At 49.1% G+C, this 14,312-nt stretch carries 16 protein-coding genes, 1 tRNA gene and 2 pseudogenes; 14 read left to right on the top strand and 5 right to left on the bottom strand.

What is annotated here, in order from left to right:
- Positions 1-63: 63 nt before the first annotated feature.
- Positions 64-765 carry an IS1595 family transposase gene (locus ACFPVS_RS07765; RefSeq protein WP_096294698.1) on the top strand — a complete coding sequence of 234 codons (702 nt, stop codon included), beginning with the start codon at positions 64-66 and terminating at the stop codon, positions 763-765.
- 20 nt (positions 766-785) lie between these two features.
- Here ACFPVS_RS07765 and ACFPVS_RS07760 read toward each other — a convergent pair.
- Positions 786-870 (bottom strand) — tRNA-Leu (locus tag ACFPVS_RS07760).
- Positions 871-1,168: 298 nt separating this feature from the next.
- On the opposite strand from ACFPVS_RS07760, the gene ACFPVS_RS07755 reads away from it, so the two are divergent.
- The 5 genes and pseudogenes from ACFPVS_RS07755 to hisD all read left to right on the top strand — a co-directional run bounded on the left by ACFPVS_RS07755 (position 1,169) and on the right by hisD (position 4,445).
- Complete coding sequence (locus ACFPVS_RS07755) at positions 1,169-1,843, top strand: SCO family protein (RefSeq protein WP_096294697.1); 675 nt, start codon at positions 1,169-1,171, stop codon at positions 1,841-1,843.
- Positions 1,844-1,916: 73 nt separating this feature from the next.
- On the top strand, positions 1,917-2,573 hold the full coding sequence (gene hisG / locus ACFPVS_RS07750; protein WP_096294696.1) for an ATP phosphoribosyltransferase: 657 nt from the start codon (positions 1,917-1,919) through the stop codon (positions 2,571-2,573).
- A gap of 30 nt (positions 2,574-2,603) precedes the next feature.
- A pseudogene (locus ACFPVS_RS07745) lies at positions 2,604-2,744 on the top strand (NYN domain-containing protein); the annotation flags it as partial.
- Positions 2,725-2,916 carry an OST-HTH/LOTUS domain-containing protein gene (locus tag ACFPVS_RS07740; protein WP_378595572.1) on the top strand — a complete coding sequence of 64 codons (192 nt, stop codon included), beginning with the start codon at positions 2,725-2,727 and terminating at the stop codon, positions 2,914-2,916. The pseudogene ACFPVS_RS07745 and the gene ACFPVS_RS07740, both read left to right, overlap by 20 nt.
- Positions 2,917-3,152: 236 nt before the next feature.
- Positions 3,153-4,445, top strand: a complete 1,293-nt coding sequence (gene hisD / locus ACFPVS_RS07735; protein ID WP_123804174.1) for a histidinol dehydrogenase — start codon at positions 3,153-3,155, stop codon at positions 4,443-4,445.
- 67 nt (positions 4,446-4,512) lie between these two features.
- Here the strand turns inward: hisD and ACFPVS_RS07730 are convergent, their stop codons facing one another.
- Positions 4,513-5,352, bottom strand: coding sequence for an aldo/keto reductase (locus ACFPVS_RS07730; protein WP_096294694.1), 840 nt, complete (start codon positions 5,350-5,352; stop codon positions 4,513-4,515).
- Between the two features lie 484 nt (positions 5,353-5,836).
- Here ACFPVS_RS07730 and ACFPVS_RS07725 point away from each other — a divergent pair, with 484 nt between their 5' ends.
- From ACFPVS_RS07725 to nqrF, 6 genes are read left to right on the top strand one after another with little or no spacing between them, the layout of a single operon-like run.
- Positions 5,837-7,180: a Na(+)-translocating NADH-quinone reductase subunit A gene (locus ACFPVS_RS07725; protein ID WP_096294693.1), complete on the top strand. Its 1,344-nt coding sequence runs from the start codon at positions 5,837-5,839 to the stop codon at positions 7,178-7,180.
- Positions 7,181-7,182: 2 nt separating this feature from the next.
- The gene (locus ACFPVS_RS07720; RefSeq protein WP_096294692.1) at positions 7,183-8,415 is read left to right on the top strand and encodes an NADH:ubiquinone reductase (Na(+)-transporting) subunit B; all 1,233 of its coding nucleotides are present in this window, start codon (positions 7,183-7,185) and stop codon (positions 8,413-8,415) included.
- Positions 8,408-9,178 (top strand): Na(+)-translocating NADH-quinone reductase subunit C, encoded by a 771-nt coding sequence (locus tag ACFPVS_RS07715; protein WP_096294691.1) that lies wholly within the window; start codon positions 8,408-8,410, stop codon positions 9,176-9,178. The genes ACFPVS_RS07720 and ACFPVS_RS07715 overlap by 8 nt, the downstream gene beginning before the upstream one ends.
- Positions 9,178-9,804, top strand: coding sequence for an NADH:ubiquinone reductase (Na(+)-transporting) subunit D (locus tag ACFPVS_RS07710; RefSeq protein WP_096294690.1), 627 nt, complete (start codon positions 9,178-9,180; stop codon positions 9,802-9,804). Before ACFPVS_RS07715 ends, ACFPVS_RS07710 begins: the two co-directional genes overlap by 1 nt.
- Before the next feature lie 3 nt (positions 9,805-9,807).
- Positions 9,808-10,401, top strand: coding sequence for an NADH:ubiquinone reductase (Na(+)-transporting) subunit E (gene nqrE, locus ACFPVS_RS07705; RefSeq protein ID WP_096294689.1), 594 nt, complete (start codon positions 9,808-9,810; stop codon positions 10,399-10,401).
- A 12-nt stretch (positions 10,402-10,413) separates the two neighbouring features.
- Positions 10,414-11,631, top strand: a complete 1,218-nt coding sequence (gene nqrF / locus ACFPVS_RS07700) for an NADH:ubiquinone reductase (Na(+)-transporting) subunit F (protein ID WP_096294688.1) — start codon at positions 10,414-10,416, stop codon at positions 11,629-11,631.
- Between the two features lie 92 nt (positions 11,632-11,723).
- Here nqrF and ACFPVS_RS07695 read toward each other — a convergent pair whose 3' ends face one another.
- Complete coding sequence (locus ACFPVS_RS07695; RefSeq protein WP_096294687.1) at positions 11,724-12,182, bottom strand: DMT family transporter; 459 nt, start codon at positions 12,180-12,182, stop codon at positions 11,724-11,726.
- 129 nt (positions 12,183-12,311) lie between these two features.
- Between ACFPVS_RS07695 and ACFPVS_RS07690 the strand changes: the two genes are divergently transcribed.
- Together ACFPVS_RS07690 and nqrM are read left to right on the top strand one after the other, a co-directional pair.
- Positions 12,312-13,352 carry an FAD:protein FMN transferase gene (locus ACFPVS_RS07690; protein WP_378595564.1) on the top strand — a complete coding sequence of 347 codons (1,041 nt, stop codon included), beginning with the start codon at positions 12,312-12,314 and terminating at the stop codon, positions 13,350-13,352.
- A gap of 21 nt (positions 13,353-13,373) precedes the next feature.
- On the top strand, positions 13,374-13,598 hold the full coding sequence (nqrM, locus tag ACFPVS_RS07685; RefSeq protein ID WP_096294686.1) for a (Na+)-NQR maturation NqrM: 225 nt from the start codon (positions 13,374-13,376) through the stop codon (positions 13,596-13,598).
- Positions 13,599-13,672: 74 nt separating this feature from the next.
- Here the strand turns inward: nqrM and ACFPVS_RS07680 are convergent, their stop codons facing one another.
- Both ACFPVS_RS07680 and rnhB read right to left on the bottom strand, forming a co-directional pair.
- Entirely contained in the window at positions 13,673-13,993 is a 321-nt protein-coding gene (locus ACFPVS_RS07680) for a hypothetical protein (protein WP_096294685.1), read from the bottom strand.
- Positions 13,994-14,213: 220 nt separating this feature from the next.
- Positions 14,214-14,312: pseudogene (rnhB, locus tag ACFPVS_RS07675) on the bottom strand (ribonuclease HII); the annotation flags it as partial.

Genomic DNA, 14,312 nt, shown 5'->3' with positions numbered 1-14,312 from the left:
AAATAAAATATAGGGCTGTACTAGATAACTAGGGAAATCTAATTTCAGGTTAGAATAATCCCTATGAGAAGAAGCCGTTTAAGTCAGTACAAGCAAAACAAACTAATTGAACTGTTTATTGCGGGTGTTACTGCCCGTACTGCAGCTCAATTAGCCGGTGTTAATAAAAACACGGCAGCCTATTGCTTTCATCGTTTGCGCGTACTGATTTTCCATAACAGCCCGCATCCGGAAATGTCTGATGGCGGAGTAGAAGTTGATGAAAGCTGTTTTGGCGGACAGCGCAAAGACAAACGCGGTCGCGGTGCAGCCGGCAAAGTCGCTGTATTCGGGCTTCTGAAGCGCAACGGCAAGGTTTGCACCGTTGCCGTGCCCAATACTTTATTGCCGGTAATACGTGAGCAAGTAAAGCCTGACAGTATTGTTTACACTGATTGTTACAAAAGCTATGACGTACTTGATGTGAGTGAGTTTAGCCACTTTCGCATCAATCACAGCACTCACTTTGCTGATCGGCAAAATCACATCAACGGAATTGAGAACTTTTGGAATCAGGCAAAACGCCGCTTACGTAAGTTTAACGGCATTCCCAAAGAACATTTTGGGCTGTATTTGAAGGAATGTGAATGGCATTTTAACCACATTGAAATAAAAGTTCAAATTTCTATTTTAAAACAATTAGTAAAGCAGAATTTATTCTTGTTATCTAGTACAGCCCCTAAAATATTATGTTTTTATAACGCAAAAACAAGAACGGCCGCTTAAAAGCGACCGTTTCCAGAATTTGGTGCCCAGGGTCGGACTCGAACCGACACACCTTGCGGCGGGGGATTTTGAGTCCCCTGCGTCTACCAATTTCGCCACCTGGGCGGTGAAGAAGTCGCTATTATAGCCGGCATAAAAAACTTGTAAAGTGCTTCGAATGATTTTTTTGACAATTAAATGACAATTTATTGATTAAAAATGAAATTATATTTATCAAATGAAAATTTTATTCGACGCTTATACGCAGCCCAAATGCGCATCTATCATTAAAATAGATCAAAATAGATCAATTTTTGATAAATTTTCTATAAAATTCTCTATAAACTGCTACATTTCAGCGGGCAAAAGCGTTAAGATACGGATATGTTGTTTCACCAATTACTAAACCAAATCGGAGAATACCATGCCCATCACAGCCAAAAAATTTGTATTCAGCGTTTTTACCTTAGCTGCTCTGGCTGCGTGCCAACCTAAAGAAGAAGCTGCACCCAAAGCACCTGAAGCGCCTGCTTCTACTGCACAAAGCGCCAAAGCCGCACCTGCCGGAAAAGCGGTTGTGCCGGGTCAAATCAACGGCACCGATATGCGCAAAGAAGACATCGGCGGCGATTTTGAAATGACCGATGGGGACGGCAAGCCATTTAAATTAAGCGATTTGAAAGGCAATGTGGTGGTGCTCTCATTTGGTTACACCCACTGCCCTGACGTTTGCCCGACTGAATTGCTGACCTACAGCGACACTTTAAAACAACTGGGGGACGATGCCAAAAACGTCAAAGTCGTATTCGCCAGTGTTGACCCTGAACGCGACACGCCGGAGCTGATCGGCAAATACGCCAAACAATTCCACCCTGATTTCATCGGCATTACCGCCACCGAAGGCCAAGCCCTGCCGTTGATTAAGCAGCAATACCGCGTGGTATCTGCCAAAGTCAACCAAAAAGAAGACAGCACCAACTATCTGGTCGACCACACCTCAGGCGCGTATCTAATTGATAAAGAAGGCGAAGTTGCCATCTTTTCCCCATACGGCACCGAGCCTGATGCCGTTGCCGCCGACATTCGCACTTTATTATAATCCATGCCGTCTGAAAACTTTTTTCAGACGGCCTTTCGCTATCCATACACCCCCAAACAGAACAGAACCCACAATGACTGACAACGCATTAACCATTGCCCTCTCCAAAGGCCGGATTTTTGAAGAAACCCTTCCCTTGCTGGCTGCTGCCGGTATCGTCCCAACCGAAAGCCCTGAAGAATCACGCAAACTCATCATCGGCACCAATCACGACAATATTCGTTTGGTGATTGTACGCGCAAGCGACGTGCCAACTTATGTACAATACGGCGCGGCCGATTTCGGCATTGGCGGCAAAGACGTCTTAATCGAACACGGCGGCGACGGTTTATATCAGCCGCTCGATTTACAGATTGCCAAATGCCGCATGATGGTTGCCGTGCGTAAAGGCTTTGATTACAAAAGCGTTTCCCATCCTGGCAGCCGTTTACGCATTGCTACCAAATACCCGAATATCGCGGCGGAACATTTCTCCGCCAAAGGTGTTCACGTCGACATCATCAAACTTTACGGCTCGATGGAACTTGCGCCGCTGGTTGGTTTGAGCGATGCGATTGTCGATTTGGTTTCCACCGGCGGCACGCTCAGAGCCAACAATCTTGAAGCCGTGGAACACATCGTCGATATTTCCAGCCGCTTGGTGGTCAACAAAGCTGCACTGAAAACCAAACACACCCTGCTTGAGCCGATTATCCAAGCCTTTTCCGGCGCGGTAAACGGCGGAAAATAATATTTTTCAGACGGCCTTAAAAGGACAGCAATCAAAATATATAACAAAAAACCAGTTGTTTTAATTACTGCTGACAATGCCAATTCAAATATTATTGAGCCGCTACTTACAGAAATTGCCCAATACGGCATTGTCAGTGTTAAACGAATTTATGGGGACTGGAGCAGTGGCTGCCGTAGGTAATTATATTCGTAAAATCAGCCCAGACTTCGATCAACGTAGCGATGGTTTTCCAAAGCTGACCGATTTAATTCACAGCCTACCATTACTGGAATTAAAACAAAAAAACAATAGTCATAGTTTTTTGTCCGTCGTCAAAGTGACAGGCGCTTTATCCGTATAGTCCAAAGCATTATCAGCCAATATGCTGATTCTGAAAGAAAGCCGGAATTAGTCAAAGTATGTTCCCGTATTTAAGCAAGCTGACTCAGACTTTAATCCTGAAACATTTGGGCATACATCCGTATCAAGAGCGATTTGAAGTATACATACAGGTTGGATAGAGTTCTTCGGCTGCGAAGGAAAAACGTTTGCCCAAAATGTAAAAATTACGCAATAGATCAACAGAATAGGATAAACATGAAATACCTCAACACCCAATCCCCCGATTTCCAAGCCGAACTCAAAGCGCTGCTGGCTTTTGAAACCGCGCAAGACCCGAAAATCGACCAAATCGTGGCCGACATCTGCGCCGACGTGCAAAAGCGCGGCGATGCGGCTGTAATCGAATACACCAATAAATTCGACGGCACGGCGGCACAAACCTTCGCCGATTTAACCTTAAGCCAAGAAGATTTGAAAAACGCCTTCGAACGCCTGCCCGAAAATGTTCAGACGGCCTTGAAAACCGCCGCCGCGCGCGTGGAAAGCTACCACCAACGCCAAAAACTGGAATCGTGGACATACACCGATGAAGACGGCACGCTGTTGGGCCAGCAAATCACCGCGCTCGACCGCGTCGGCATTTATGTGCCCGGCGGCAAAGCGGCCTATCCCAGCTCGGTGATTATGAACGCCATGCCCGCGCACGTGGCCGGCGTGCCAGAAATCATCATGGTGGTGCCGACCCCGAAAGGCGAACGCAACGACATTGTGCTGGCGGCGGCTTATGTGGCGGGCGTAACCAAAGTGTTTACTATTGGCGGCGCGCAAGCCGTGACCGCGCTGGCTTACGGCACCGAAACCGTGCCGCAGGTCGATAAAATCACCGGCCCCGGCAATGCTTTTGTGGCCGCCGCCAAACGCCGCGTGTTCGGCGTGGTGGGCATAGACATGGTGGCCGGGCCGTCTGAAATTCTGGTGATTGCCGACGGCAGCACGCCCGCCGATTGGGTGGCGATGGATTTGTTCAGCCAGGCCGAACACGACGAAATCGCCCAAGCCATTCTGATTGCCACTTCACAAACGTATTTGGACGAAGTGAAAACGGCGATGGACAAACTGATTGAAGAAATGCCGCGCCGCGACATTATCGAAGCCTCGCTGGGCAACCGCGGTGCGTTTGTGTTGACAAAAGATTTGGACGAAGCCTGCGAAATCGCCAACTATATTGCGCCCGAACACTTGGAATTATCGGTGGAAAACGCCGATCAATGGGCGAAGAAAATCCGCCATGCCGGCGCGATTTTTATGGGCAGATACACCAGCGAGAGCTTGGGCGACTATTGCGCCGGCCCCAACCACGTGCTGCCCACCAGCCGCACCGCCCGTTTCTCGTCGCCCTTGGGCACCTACGATTTCCAAAAACGCTCGAGCCTGATTCAGGTATCCGAAGCGGGCGCGCAAAAACTGGGCAAAACCGCCAGCATTTTGGCACACGGCGAAATGCTCACCGCCCATGCGCGCGCGGCCGAATTCCGTTTGAAAGATTGATGGTGTCAATAATAAAGGCCGTCTGAAAATGAATGTTTCAGACGGCCTTTATTATTAAATCTTTTGATTATTGAATATCCAACGGTACGCGCCATTGTGGTGCCGGATAGGCTTCGTCCAAAACCGCATATTGCTCGGGCGACAAACAAATATCCAAGCAATCGACCAATTCTTTCATATGCGCCGTTTTGCCGGTGCGCGGAATCGATACCATGTTTGACTGCGCCAAAGTAAAACACAGCAACACTTGATACACGCTGATATTGAGCTCAGCCGCCACCTGGCGAACAGCCGGGTGGCGCAGCAAATCGTCCTGCAAATCACCCGCCTGCGCCAGCGGACAGTAGGCAATAGTAGAAATCGCGTTAGCATCCTGCCATGGCTTCAGCGCAAACTCGATACCGCGTGAGCCCAAATGATACAACACTTCATTGGTTTCGCAATGGATGCCGCCGGCTTCGTGCAATTCCTGCATATCTTCCAAATCAAAGTTCGACACGCCCCACGCTTTGATTTTGCCTTTTTGCACCATGTTTTCCATTAATTCGACCGTTTCGGCCAACGGCGTGGCACCGCGCCAATGATAAAGATACATATCCAAATAATCGGTTTGAAGTTGGCGCAATGAGGCATCCAAGCTGCACTCCAAATTGTGGCGGTTGGCATTGCTCGGCAACACTTTGGAAATCAAATAAATGCTGTCGCGAGCAAAAGGCTGAATCGCCTCGCCAACTAGATTTTCCGAGCGTCCGTTGCCATACATTTCGGCAGTATCGATAATCGACACGCCGTGTTCCAAACCGTAGCGCAATGCGGCAATTTCTTCTTGGCGCGAGGCAGCGTAATCGCCGAGGTGCCATGTTCCCATGCCTAATTTACCGTGATTGAGCAGCGTATTGTTTACCATGATGATTCTCCGATTGGGATACTGGTTTAGTTTAGTCTTATTTTTCTTGGCCTGCTTTAATAATCTGACCACCTTTTCAGACGTGCCTCAAACGTTTTACGGCCGTATCGTTTCTTAAGATATGATTTTTATTATAATTTATTAGTTATTATGGCTTACTGAATTAGCCTTATAAGTGAAAAAATCTGGCGGAATGTGACAAAAAACCATCCATTCCTGTTAAAATCCGAAAGATTTTATTTGTTCATCCATTTGAATATTTTTAAATTGCTCTTTCTTTAAAACGCAGTTTCAGACGGCCCCAACCAGCAATAATCTATTATTTAACAATAAAAACAACGATTAATCATCAAGCTGATAATCGAATAAATTTATTTGATTTTAAAGGAAATGTGTCGTCATTCCAAATACCGACGTCGGTGGCCAGACTCAACGCCATCGGCTTGCCCGTTTTTTTTAACCTAGTAAGAAGTAACGCATCTCTATGATTAAGATAAAAAAAGGCTTAGACCTGCCTATTGCAGGCCGACCGGAGCAAACCATCTATGATGGTCCGGCCATTACCGAAGTCGCGTTGCTTGGCGAAGAGTATGTCGGCATGCGCCCCTCGATGAAAGTCAAGGAAGGCGATGTCGTCAAAAAAGGCCAAGTATTGTTTGAAGACAAGAAAAATCCGGGCGTGGTGTTTACCGCTCCGGCTTCAGGCACCATCACGGCGATTAACCGTGGTGAAAAACGCGTATTGCAATCTGTGGTCATTTCCGTTGCAGGCAGCGATGAAATCACCTTCAAGCAATATTCTGCCGAAGCTTTATCGGGTTTAAGCGGTGATGAAGTGCGCGCAAATCTGATTCAATCAGGCTTGTGGACTGCCTTGCGTACCCGCCCGTTCAGCAAAACGCCTGCGGTTGATGCCAACCCTGCGGCGATTTTTGTGAACGCCATGGACACCAACCCTTTGGCTGCCGACCCGACCGTAATCATCGCCGAGAAAGCGGCTGACTTTACCAACGGCTTGCGCGTATTGAGCCGATTGACTGAACGTACGGTTCATGTGTGCAAAGCAGCCGGTGCCAATGTGCCGTCTGAAAGCGCAGCCAATATTGCTGTGCACGAATTCGACGGCCCGCATCCGGCCGGTTTGAGCGGCACGCATATCCACTTTATCGAACCGGTCGGCGCGAACAAAACCGTGTGGACCATCAACTACCAAGATGTGATTGCCATCGGCCAACTGTTTACCACAGGCCGTCTGAATACCGAACGCGTCGTCGCTTTGGGCGGTTCGCAGGTCAACAAACCGCGTCTGTTGCGTACCGTGTTGGGTGCCAACCTTTCCCAACTTACCGCCGGCGAATTGGTCAATGCCGATAACCGCGTGATTTCCGGCTCCGTGTTAAACGGCGGCATCGCCACCGGACCGCACGACTATCTCGGCCGTTATCACAATCAAGTGTCGGTGTTGGAAGAAGGCCGCCACAAAGAATTTTTCGGCTGGATTGCACCGCAAGCTGAGAAATACACCATTACCCGCACCACACTCGGTCATTTTCTCAAAAGCAAACTCTTCAAGTTCAACACGGCCGTCAACGGTGGCGACCGCGCCATGGTACCAATCGGCACATATGAACGCATCATGCCGCTCGATATCCTGCCGACCTTACTTCTGCGTGATTTGATTGTCGGCGACACCGACGGCGCGCAAGCCTTGGGTTGTCTGGAATTGGACGAAGAAGATTTGGCCTTGTGCAGCTTCGTTTGCCCGGGCAAATACGAATACGGCCCGCTGTTGCGCAAAGTGCTGGATACTATTGAGAAGGAAGGCTGATTATGGGCTTGAAACATTTTTTGGAAAAAATCGAACCGCACTTCCTGCCGGGCGGCAAACACGAAAAGTGGTACGCGCTGTATGAAGCGGCGGCAACGATTTTCTATACGCAAGGTGCGGTAACGCGCAAAGCAGCACACGTCCGCGATGCGCTCGACTCCAAGCGTATGATGATTATGGTATGGCTGGCACTGTTCCCGGCCATGTTCTACGGTATGTACAACGTGGGTGCGCAAGCATTCGGCGTGTTGACACCTGAATTATTGCAACAAAGCATCGCCAATGATTGGCATTATGCCTTAGCCAATGCGCTGGGTATCAATATGGCTGCGGATGCGGGCTGGTTGAGCAAAATGCTCTTCGGTGCGATTTTCTTTGTGCCGATTTACGCCACCGTATTTATCGTGGGCGGCTTCTGGGAAGTATTGTTTGCCATGATCCGCAAACATGAAATCAACGAAGGCTTCTTCGTCACTTCGATTCTGTTTGCCTTAATTGTTCCCCCTACCCTGCCGTTGTGGCAGGCCGCCTTGGGTATTACCTTTGGTGTGGTGGTGGCGAAAGAAGTGTTCGGCGGCACCGGCAAAAACTTCATGAATCCGGCGCTGGCAGGCCGTGCATTCCTGTTCTTTGCTTACCCTGCCAACATCAGCGGCGATAAAGTATGGACTGCCGTTGACGGCTACTCAGGTGCAACCGCTTTGGCGCAATGGGCTTCAGACGGCATGGCCGGTTTGAAAAACGTTGCCACCGGCCAGCCGATTACTTGGATGGATGCTTTCATCGGTAATATGCCGGGCTCGGTTGGCGAAGTATCAACCATCGCCCTGATTATCGGCGGTTTGATGATTGTGTTCGCCCGCATCGCTTCTTGGCGCATTATTGTCGGCGTGATGATCGGTATGATTGCCACTTCCTTGCTGTTTAACGCCATCGGCTCCGACACCAATCCGATGTTTGCCATGCCTTGGTACTGGCATTTGGTATTGGGCGGTTTTGCCATCGGTATGCTGTTTATGGCAACCGATCCGGTTTCTGCTTCGTTTACCAACACCGGTAAATGGTGGTACGGCGCATTAATCGGTGTGATGGCCGTGTTAATCCGCGTGGTTAACCCGGCCTATCCGGAAGGCATGATGTTGGCCATCCTGTTTGCCAACCTGTTTGCCCCGATTTTCGACTACATCGTCGCACAAGCGAACATCAAACGCAGAAAGGCGCGCACCAATGGCTAAATTCAATAAAGACAGCTTCGGCGGCACGCTGGCCGTCGTGATTGTGGTAAGCTTGGTTTGTTCTGTGGTGGTGGCCGGTTCTGCTGTTGGCCTCAAACCAAAACAGCTTGAACAAAAAGCCAAAGACAAACAAAGCTACATCTTAAGCGTAGCCGGTTTGCTCGATGAGAAAACCGACATCGCCAAAACCTATTCCGAAAGAATCGAACCGCGTGTTGTCGATTTGGCAACCGGTGAGTACGTTGACAATCCACCGGAAGGCTTCGATGCCCGCAGCGCGGCCAAAGATCCGCAGCAAAACGTGCGCATTGCCCCTGAAGACGATTTGGCCGGTATCAAAACCCGCGCCAAACTCGCCGATGTTTATTTGGTGAAAGACGAAGGCGGCAAAGTAGAACAAATCGTTCTGCCCATGCACGGTAATGGTTTGTGGTCAGTGATGTATGGTTTTGTATCAGTGAAACCCGACGGCAACACGCTCAACGGCATCACCTACTACGAGCAGGGTGAAACCCCGGGCTTGGGTGGCGAAATCGCCAATCCTTTGTGGCAGCAAAAATTTGTCGGCAAAAAACTCTACAACGAGCAAGACAACGTTGCCATCCGTGTCGGTAAAGGCGCAGGCGCCGATCAAGAACACGGCGTAGACGGTTTGTCCGGCGCAACCCTGACCACCAAAGGCGTGCAAGGTACGTTCGATTACTGGTTTGGCGAAAACGGTTATAAACCTTATTTAGCCAAACTGAAAGCAGGAGCAGAATAATGGCTGATACCAAACGTTTGAAACATTTAATGTTTTCCCCATTTGTCGACAATAACCCGATTGCGCTGCAAGTATTGGGTATTTGTTCGGCACTGGCCGTGACCACCAAATTGGAAACCGCCATCGTCATGGGTATTTCCGTGGCTTTTGTAACCGGTTTCTCCAGCCTGTTTATCTCGCTGGTGCGCAATTACATCCCCAACAGCATCCGTATTATCGTGCAGATGGCGATTATTGCCTCATTGGTGACCTTGGTTGACCAGGTTTTGCAGGCATTTGCTTACGAATTGTCCAAGCAGTTATCGGTATTCGTGGGACTGATTATTACCAACTGTATCGTAATGGGCCGCGCGGAAGCATTTGCGATGAAAGAGCCGCCGCTGGAAAGCTTTGTCGACGGTTTCGGCAACGGCTTGGGCTATGGCTTGATTTTGATCATCGTGGCCAGCTTGCGTGAATTGATCGGTTCGGGCAAATTGTTCGGCATGACCGTATTCCAAACCATTCAAGACGGTGGTTGGTATCAGGCCAACGGCTTGTTCCTGCTAGCACCGAGCGCATTCTTTATTATCGGTTTCCTGGTCTGGGCCATCCGCACTTGGAAACCTGAACAGGTGGAGAAATAATCCATGGAACATTATCTGAGCTTATTGGTTAAGTCCGTATTCATTGAAAATATGGCCTTAGCCTTCTTCTTGGGCATGTGTACTTTTTTGGCCGTATCCAAAAAAGTATCCACCGCTTTCGGTTTGGGCATTGCCGTAACTGTGGTTTTGACCATCTCCGTACCTGCCAACCAATTGGTTTATACGCTTTTAAAAGAGGGAGCGATTATTGAAGGCGTGGATTTGACGTTCTTGAAATTCATCACCTTTATCGGTGTCATTGCCGCATTGGTGCAAATTTTGGAAATGATTCTGGACAAATTCTTCCCGGCCCTCTACAACGCGCTTGGTATTTTCCTACCGCTGATTACCGTAAACTGTGCCATTTTCGGTGGCGTGTCATTTATGGTTCAGCGCGAATATAACTTTGGCGAATCCATCGTTTACGGCTTTGGCGCAGGCTTAGGCTGGATGTTGGCCATTGTTGCCTTAGCCGGTATTACTGAAAAACTGAAATATGCCGACGTACCTAACGGTTTAAAGGGGCTGGGCATTACCTTTATTTCCGCCGGCTTAATGGCTTTAGCCTTTATGTCGTTCTCCGGCATTCAGTTATAAGGAAGACACACAATGGAAATTATTTTAGGTATTGTGATGTTTACCGTCATTGTTTTGGCTTTGGCATTGATGATTCTTTTTGCCAAATCAAAATTGGTGAACGAAGGCGACATCACTATTAAAGTCAACGGCGAAAAAGAGTTGACCATGCCTGCGGGCGGAAAACTCTTGGGCGCACTGGCCAACGAAGGCATCTTCATTCCTTCCGCCTGTGGCGGCGGCGGCTCTTGCGGCCAATGTCGAGTGATCGTGAAGAGTGGTGGCGGCGACATTCTGCCGACCGAGCTCTCTCACATCAACAAACGTGAAGCGCGCGAAGGCTGCCGTTTGTCTTGTCAGGTAAACGTCAAAGCCGATATGGACATCGAAGTGCCGGAAGAAGTGTTCGGCGTGAAGAAATGGGAATGCACCGTTATCTCCAACGACAACAAAGCCACTTTCATTAAAGAGCTGAAGTTGGCTATTCCCGAAGGCGAAGAAGTACCTTTCCGCGCCGGCGGCTACATCCAAATCGAAGCTCCGGCGCACACCGTGGCCTACAAAGACTTCAACATTCCGCAAGAATACCACGAAGATTGGGACAAATTCGACCTGTGGCGTTATGTTTCTAAAGTAGATGAGCCGATTCTGCGTGCCTACTCCATGGCTTCTTATCCGGAAGAAAAAGGCATCATCATGCTCAACGTGCGTATCGCTACCCCGCCGCCACGCGAACCTGATGCGCCTCCGGGTCAAATGTCTTCTTATATCTGGTCATTGAAACCGGGTGACAAAGTAACGATTTCCGGCCCGTTTGGCGAATTCTTTGCCAAAGATACTGATGCCGAAATGGTGTTCATCGGCGGCGGTGCCGGTATGGCACCCATGCGTTCTCATATTTTCGACCAATTACGCCGTCTGAAATCTAAACGCAAAATCTCATTCTGGTACGGCGCACGTTCGAAACGCGAAATGTTCTACGTGGAGGATTTCGACGAACTGGCTGCAGAAAACGACAACTTCGAATGGCACGTTGCCCTCTCCGACCCACTGCCGGAAGACAATTGGGATGGTTACACAGGCTTCATTCACAATGTCTTGTATGAGAACTACCTGAAAAACCACGAAGCCCCTGAAGATTGCGAATTCTACATGTGCGGCCCGCCGGTGATGAACCAGGCCGTGATTAAAATGCTCAAAGACTTGGGCGTAGAAGACGAAAACATCCTGCTGGACGATTTCGGCGGCTAACAAAAAAGGAAGAAACTTCGGTTTCTTCCTTTTTTATTTGCAGGCCGTCTGAAAGCCTTTCAGACGGCCTCACACTTTAAATCAAATATCAACTACTTCCAAACCTTATCGCCAAACGAAAACAACGCTAACCCCACCCCCATCACCACCAAACCGATTAATTTCGGCATCGTCATTTCCTGCACGGCCATACCGATCAGGCCGTAATGGTCAATCACCGCCGCGGCCAGCAACTGCCCGATGATGATGACAAACAGCATATTCGCAATGCCCAATTTAGGTGCCAGCAATACGCTGGTGAACACAAACATCACGCCGATCAAACCGCCGCTTAATTTCCACCAAGACTGCTGTCCGATGGCCAAATAACCGAACAAATCCGTTTTGTCCCATGTGATGAAAAACAAGGCCACCGTGCCCACGACAAACGAAATCAAGGTGGCAATTAAGGTTTCGCCACCCATTGACCGCGCCAGTTGCGTATTAATCGCCGCCTGCATGGCCGAAGCCACTCCTGCCGCGAAAGCCAAATCCAGACAAACTGCCCACATATTAGCGCCTCAAAGACTCAAACGGTCTTTTTAAACCGATTTTCCACCGCTCCCAGCGTCCTTAAGAGCAGCCCGTTGGTGTTCATTTTACGTTACAATAGGCCGTCTGAAAAATTTTGTCGCATACCCATGCCTATGTTGAAATCTCTCTATCTACTATTTTTTGGTACCATGTTGTTTTTGCTCGCTGCATGCGGCAAACAAGCGCAAACGGTCACGCTACAAGGCGAAACGATGGGCACGACTTACACCGTCAAATACCTTTCAGACAGCCTTGATTTGCCTAAACCGGAAATCATGCAGGCACAAATTGACAATGTGCTGCAAGAAGTCAACCGCCAAATGTCGACCTATCAAGCAGATTCGGAAATCAGCCAATTTAACCAACTGCGCGAAACCTACCGCCCGCTCAAGATTTCCCAAGATTTTGCTGATGTTATCGCTGAAGCCATACGTTTAAACCAAATGACCCAAGGCGCGTTAGACGTTACCGTTGGGCCTTTGGTGAATTTATGGGGGTTCGGGCCGGATAAAGAAATCACCTACTCGCCCGGCAAAGCCGAAATCGACCAAGCCGCGCAAGCAGTCGGCATCGATAAAGTCGTATTGGCTAACGATGGTGAATCTGCCACGCTCGCCAAAACCCAGGCCGGTGTTTATTTGGATTTGTCCTCCATCGCCAAAGGTTTCGGCGTGGACAAAGTAGCCCAACACCTTGAAAAATCAGGTATTCGCAACTATTTGGTAGAAATAGGCGGCGAATTACACGGCAAAGGCCGCAATGCTTCCGGAGAAGCTTGGCGCGTGGGCATTGAACAGCCGAATATGATTCAAGGCAGTGGTACTCAGATTATTGTGCCGTTGGATAACCAATCTTTGGCTACTTCGGGCGATTACCGTAATTTCCACTTAGATGCGAACGGCAACCGCCTTTCCCACATCATCAATCCGCAAACGCGCGCACCGATTCGCCACAAGCTTGCGTCCATCAGCGTGATTGCCGATAACGCCACCACTGCCGACGGCCTGTCCACCGGTTTATTCGTCTTGGGCGAAGAAAAAGCTCTGGCACTTGCCGAGCAACACGGTTTGGCAGTATTCTTAATCATCTACGACGGTAACGGCTACAAAACCGAAATGTCAAGCGCATTCAAAAAATTACTTAATTAATTTAACCTTGGAACCCGCATCATGAAAACCCTCTTATTAACCTTCGGCATTTTCCTGCTGGTGATTTTAGGCATGGCAGTCGGCTACATTTTCTCCAAACGCTCGATTAAAGGCAGCTGCGGCGGCATTTCCGCCTTGGGCATGGAAAAAATGTGCGATTGCGACACGCCTTGCGACACGCTGCAAAAGAAATTGGATGCTGAAAAAGCAGCCGGTGAAAACAAAGGCATTGTGGTCGATCACTGATTGTTTGATAAATAAACATTGCAGCCACAATAATATCCACAAAACAAATGACGGGGAGAGAGCACCGTCATTTTTTAACACCATCCATTAGGTAGTGTAGCCACAATATTTTCAACCATATCGCAATAATCCGGATTTCTATTACCGCAGCAAATAAAGCCAACCTCTTCGAATAACGCGTGGCAATGCCCCGTCAGCGTTCTGAAATCCCCAAAGCAGTTCCCCACCAAATGGCGGTAACGGTACAGATAGCGGTCAAAAAACAGTCGCTCCTTGCGGTTGGCCTTGGTCGGAATAACGGCATCCATGCCCGCTGAAGCCGCCAAATTCCTGAGTGCATCGGTGCCATCAGCTTTATCGGCCACCAGATCGTCGGCTGCCGTACCGGCAATCAATACTTAGGCAAACAGACAATCTGTCGCACTGCCTTCTCTTAGCAAGAATTTCACCGGTATCCCGTGGGTATCCAACGCCAGATGCAGCTTGGTATTCAGCCCCTTTTTGTACGGCTCATGCCTTCATTGCTGCCTTTGACTCACAGCATGGTGGTGAATTGAGATCGGTGGTCTCCGTCATCAGCTACTCCATATCTTTTTCTCCCGCAAGGATAAACAGCTACCTTCCTTGCGCCAACAATGCCCTGACCGGCGCAAAGTCTTCGCGGTGTTCCGGCAACACCCCGAATTGCTGCAAGGCGGCCAAATGCTGCGCCGT

Source organism: Neisseria weixii (genome assembly GCF_042658245.1).
Classification (GTDB): domain Bacteria; phylum Pseudomonadota; class Gammaproteobacteria; order Burkholderiales; family Neisseriaceae; genus Neisseria; species Neisseria weixii.
The sequence above is the reverse complement of the archived record's forward strand: the minus strand, read 5'-3'. Positions and strand labels throughout refer to the sequence as shown.

Excerpts from the sequence above, each read along its gene's own strand:
- ACFPVS_RS07765 (WP_096294698.1), top strand. The coding sequence starts at position 64 with ATGAGAAGAAGCCGTTTAAGTCAGTACAAGCAAAACAAACTAATTGAA.
- ACFPVS_RS07755 (WP_096294697.1), top strand. The coding sequence starts at position 1,169 with ATGCCCATCACAGCCAAAAAATTTGTATTCAGCGTTTTTACCTTAGCT.
- hisG (WP_096294696.1), top strand. The coding sequence starts at position 1,917 with ATGACTGACAACGCATTAACCATTGCCCTCTCCAAAGGCCGGATTTTT.
- ACFPVS_RS07740 (WP_378595572.1), top strand. The coding sequence starts at position 2,725 with ATGGGGACTGGAGCAGTGGCTGCCGTAGGTAATTATATTCGTAAAATC.
- hisD (WP_123804174.1), top strand. The coding sequence starts at position 3,153 with ATGAAATACCTCAACACCCAATCCCCCGATTTCCAAGCCGAACTCAAA.
- ACFPVS_RS07730 (WP_096294694.1), bottom strand. The coding sequence starts at position 5,352 with ATGGTAAACAATACGCTGCTCAATCACGGTAAATTAGGCATGGGAACA.
- ACFPVS_RS07725 (WP_096294693.1), top strand. The coding sequence starts at position 5,837 with ATGATTAAGATAAAAAAAGGCTTAGACCTGCCTATTGCAGGCCGACCG.
- ACFPVS_RS07720 (WP_096294692.1), top strand. The coding sequence starts at position 7,183 with ATGGGCTTGAAACATTTTTTGGAAAAAATCGAACCGCACTTCCTGCCG.
- ACFPVS_RS07715 (WP_096294691.1), top strand. The coding sequence starts at position 8,408 with ATGGCTAAATTCAATAAAGACAGCTTCGGCGGCACGCTGGCCGTCGTG.
- ACFPVS_RS07710 (WP_096294690.1), top strand. The coding sequence starts at position 9,178 with ATGGCTGATACCAAACGTTTGAAACATTTAATGTTTTCCCCATTTGTC.
- nqrE (WP_096294689.1), top strand. The coding sequence starts at position 9,808 with ATGGAACATTATCTGAGCTTATTGGTTAAGTCCGTATTCATTGAAAAT.
- nqrF (WP_096294688.1), top strand. The coding sequence starts at position 10,414 with ATGGAAATTATTTTAGGTATTGTGATGTTTACCGTCATTGTTTTGGCT.
- ACFPVS_RS07695 (WP_096294687.1), bottom strand. The coding sequence starts at position 12,182 with ATGTGGGCAGTTTGTCTGGATTTGGCTTTCGCGGCAGGAGTGGCTTCG.
- ACFPVS_RS07690 (WP_378595564.1), top strand. The coding sequence starts at position 12,312 with ATGCCTATGTTGAAATCTCTCTATCTACTATTTTTTGGTACCATGTTG.
- nqrM (WP_096294686.1), top strand. The coding sequence starts at position 13,374 with ATGAAAACCCTCTTATTAACCTTCGGCATTTTCCTGCTGGTGATTTTA.